This window comes from Mycobacterium sp. TH-M25 (genome assembly GCF_057473665.1).
Genome location: NZ_JBYCLA010000021.1, coordinates 1 through 4,044 on the forward strand (window position 1 = coordinate 1; position 4,044 = coordinate 4,044).

Here is a 4,044-nt window from a genome sequence, read left to right on the forward strand (position 1 = left end):
GGCCCGCCTCTCATCAGTGCAGGGCCCGCGAATCGGCAACGTATTCGACCGTCAACTGGTGCGCGCGTGACCGCAACGATTGACCAATCGAATACGAGCCCGAAAGGCACCTCTTCACGCATGACTCCACTCCTCACACCCAGCCAAGCCGCACCCGAATCGACCTTTGCCGACCTTGGTGTCCGCGACGAAATCGTGCAGGCACTCAAAGAGCAAGGCATCGAGCATCCGTTTGCCATCCAGGAGCTCACGCTTCCGCTGGCACTCACCGGCGACGACCTGATCGGGCAAGCCCGCACCGGCATGGGGAAGACCTTCGCATTCGGCGTCCCGCTGTTACAGCGGATCACCACGCTGGGCGCCGATCGGCCGCTGTCCGGCATCCCACGGGCCCTGATCGTGGTGCCCACCCGCGAACTCTGTTTGCAGGTCTACGGTGACCTGTCCACCGCGGCGAAGTACCTGAAGACCGACGATGGCGACCGCAACCTGTCGGTGGTGTCCATCTACGGCGGTCGACCCTACGAGCCGCAGATCGAGGCGCTGCGCGCCGGCGCAGACGTGGTGGTCGGCACGCCCGGCCGGCTGCTCGACCTGGCCCAGCAGGGTCACCTGCAGCTCGGCGGCCTGGCGGTGTTGGTGCTCGACGAGGCCGACGAGATGCTCGATTTGGGCTTCCTGCCCGACATCGAGCGGATCCTGCGGCAGATCCCCGACGAGCGGCAGTCGATGTTGTTCTCGGCGACCATGCCGGACCCGATCATCACGCTGGCCCGCACCTTCATGAACCAGCCCACCCACATCCGGGCCGAGGCGCCGCACTCCTCGGCGGTGCACGACCTCACCAAGCAGTACGCCTACCGTGCGCATGCGATGGACAAGGTGGAATTGGTCAGCCGGATGCTGCAGGCACGCGGACGCGGCGCCACGATGATCTTCACCCGCACCAAGCGCACCGCCCAGAAAGTCGCCGACGAACTCGCCGAGCGCGGCTTCGCCGTCGGCGCCGTGCACGGCGACCTGGGTCAGATCGCTCGCGAGAAGGCACTCAAGCAGTTCCGCAACGGCGACATCGACGTGCTGGTAGCCACCGACGTGGCCGCCCGCGGCATCGACATCGACGACATCACGCACGTCATCAACTACCAGTGCCCGGACGACGAGAACACCTATGTGCACCGCATCGGCCGCACCGGAAGGGCCGGCAAGACCGGTATCGCGGTCACGCTGGTCGACTGGGACGAGCTACCCCGCTGGACGCTGATCGACAAGGCGCTCAGCCTGAACTGCCCCGATCCGGCCGAGACGTACTCGAACTCGCCGCACATCTATGTCGAGCTGGACATTCCGACCGAGACCAAGGGCGCTGTCGGCGCGCCGAAGAAATCACCGGTCAAACGGAGCGCATCGACTGGTGCACGCAGCGGGGACGCGCCCGCGGCGCCGCGCAACAGCACCCGCCAGCGCCGCCGCACCCGCGGCGGACAGGCCGCGACCGGACACCCCGGCACAGGCGAGTCAGACGGATCGGTAACGGCCGCAGGCAATTCCGACTCCGAATCCGGCGACGGCACCCGCGCTCGTCGTCGCCGTCGCCGCCCCCGCAAGTCAGCCGGCGCCACCGCCACCGCCACCGTCAACTGATTCGGCGACGCTGTCGCACGATGGTCAAGCCGGAACGCCGCACCAAGGCCGATCTGTTGGCGGCGGCAGCGATCGTCACGGTGGTGGCCGCGGCTGCGGCGTTGATGTGGTGGACCAGCGACGCCCGGGCCACTATCAGCCGCCCGGCGGCAGTGCCCGCGCCCAATCCGACGCCCGCGCACGCGGTGCCGTCGTCGCTGCGCGAGCTCTGGAGGGCCAACAGCCCGGCCACCGGGCAACCGGTCGCCGTCGGCGGATCCGTCGTCACCGGCGACGGTCGGCTCGTCGAGGGCCGCGACCCCGCCACCGGCGCCGTGCGATGGAGCTACGCGCGCGACGCCGACCTGTGCGGAGTCTCCTGGGTGTACCGCTACGCGGTCGCGGTGTATCGCGACGACCGGGGCTGCGGCCAGGTCAGCACCATCGACGCGTCCACCGGGCAGCGCGGGCCGGCCCGCAGCAGTTACAGCAACCGCCGGGTGGAGCTGTCCTCGGACGGCACGACGGTGTTGTCCGCCGGCGACACCCGGCTCGAGCTGTGGCGATCGGACATGGTTCGGATGCTGTCCTACGGCGAGATCGACGCGCCAGCAAAGCCTTCAGCGGTCGGGTCGAAGGGACTGCACACCGGCTGCCGCCTGACGTCGGCCGCCGCCAGCTCGTCGGCGGTGTCGGTGTTCGAGGCGTGCGGCCGACAGGCCGATCTGCGACTCGCGCTGCTGCGGCCGGCCAAGGAAGAGGACGAACCCGATCAGCACAATGTCGCCGAACCGGGCATCGGCGCCGACTCCGGCGCCAAAGTGCTGGCCGTGTCGGAGACCAGGACCGCGATCTACCTGCCCGCGCCCCAACCCAGGGTGGACGTCATCGACGAAACCGGCACCACCATCGCAAGCACCCTGCTGCCTGAGCCGCCGCTGACATCCAATGTGGTGACCCGGTCCAGCAACCTGATCAGCTGGTGGACCGGCCACCGGGTGATGGTGTTCGACGCGGCGAACCTGACCTACCGGTATTCGGTGGGGCCGGCGGGCTCGTCGGCTCCGGTGGGTCCGGCCACGCTGATGGCCGGCAAGCTGCTGGTCCCTGTCACGGAGGGCATTGCCGTCTGCGATCCGGTCACTGGAGTCGGCGAGGACTTCCTGCCGCTATCCCGCGAACCGTCCGAAGCGCCGGTGATCCCGCTCGCGTCGGGTTCCCAACTGCTGGAGCAACGCGGTAACACTTTGGTCGCGCTGGGTTAGTCAGCCGTCGACCGCGAAGGTGGGCAACGCCTTGCCCGTCTTCCAGTGTTTGAGCAGCGCCTGCGCCAGCTCCTGGTAGGCAGACGCACCCTTGTTCTTGCGCGCGGCCAACACCGACGAGCCCGATGCGCTGGCTTCGGCGAATCGCACCGTGCGCGGGATGGGCGGCGCCAGCACCGGCAGGTCGTAGCGGTCGGCGACATCTTGCAGTACGTCGCGGGTGTGGGTGGTGCGCGGGTCGTACAGCGTCGGCAGCGCACCCAAGAGCTTCAGCTTCGGGTTGGTGATCTGCTGAACGTCATCGACGGTCCGCAGGAACTGCCCGACGCCGCGGTGGGCCAGCGTCTCGCATTGCAACGGCACGATGACCTCGTCGGCAGCGGTAAGCCCGTTCAGGGTCAGCACGCCGAGCGACGGCGGACAGTCGATGATCACGACGTCGAACATGTCACCGAGCTTGTCCAGTGCGCGCTTGAGCGCGTACTCGCGGCCCGCCCGCATCAACAGCATCGCCTCGGCGCCGGCCAGGTCGATGTTCGCCGGCAGCAGCGTCATCCCCTCGGCCGTCTCCACCAACGCGGCACTGGGCTCGACGTCGCCGAGCAGCACCTCATGGACCGACACCGCCAACTTGTCCGGGTCCTGGCCGAGCGAAAAGGTGAGACAGCCCTGCGGATCCAGATCAATCAGCAGCACCCGCCGGCCTGCGTCGGCGATCGCCGCGCCCAGCGACGCCACCGTCGTCGTCTTGGCCACCCCACCCTTTTGGTTGGCCACCGCCAGTACTCGGGTCCCCTTCATCGCAACGACGCTCCCCTTTGTTTCTTACCGGCGGTCATCTCACGCCGCTCCTCCGCATCGCTACGCTCTGCATCGTCACCGGCGGTCATCTCTACGCCGCTCCTCCGCATCGCTACGCTCTGCATCGTCACCGGCGGTCAACACCTGCCATCCTGGCATTGACACCATCATGCCCGCGCACCGACGGCCGCAACTGTCAGGCACAATCGGTAGACATGAGCGTCCAAAGTCATCGGCTGGTGCTGCTTCGGCATGGCGAGACCGAGTGGTCGCTGTCCGGTCAGCACACCGGGCACACTGAAATCGACCTCACCGACAACGGGCGAGCCCAAGCGGTTACCGCCGGACAGGCGCT

Annotated in this window: 4 protein-coding genes; 3 read left to right on the plus strand and 1 reads right to left on the minus strand. The window is 68.1% G+C overall.

The features are described from left to right. Positions 1–120 precede the first annotated feature (120 nt). Complete coding sequence (locus AC2VOU_RS00735) at positions 121–1,644, plus strand: DEAD/DEAH box helicase (RefSeq protein ID WP_486955628.1); 1,524 nt, start codon at positions 121–123, stop codon at positions 1,642–1,644. A 20-nt stretch (positions 1,645–1,664) separates the two neighbouring features. Further along, complete coding sequence (locus AC2VOU_RS00740; protein ID WP_486955629.1) at positions 1,665–2,888, plus strand: Rv3212 family protein; 1,224 nt, start codon at positions 1,665–1,667, stop codon at positions 2,886–2,888. Here AC2VOU_RS00740 and AC2VOU_RS00745 read toward each other — a convergent pair whose 3' ends face one another. After that, positions 2,889–3,689: a ParA family protein gene (locus AC2VOU_RS00745; protein ID WP_486955630.1), complete on the minus strand. Its 801-nt coding sequence runs from the start codon at positions 3,687–3,689 to the stop codon at positions 2,889–2,891. It abuts the gene before it with no gap. A gap of 215 nt (positions 3,690–3,904) precedes the next feature. Between AC2VOU_RS00745 and AC2VOU_RS00750 the strand changes: the two genes are divergently transcribed. Beyond that, positions 3,905–4,044, plus strand: a 140-nt coding sequence (locus AC2VOU_RS00750) for a histidine phosphatase family protein (RefSeq protein WP_486955631.1), incomplete at its 3' end; no start/stop codon positions are given.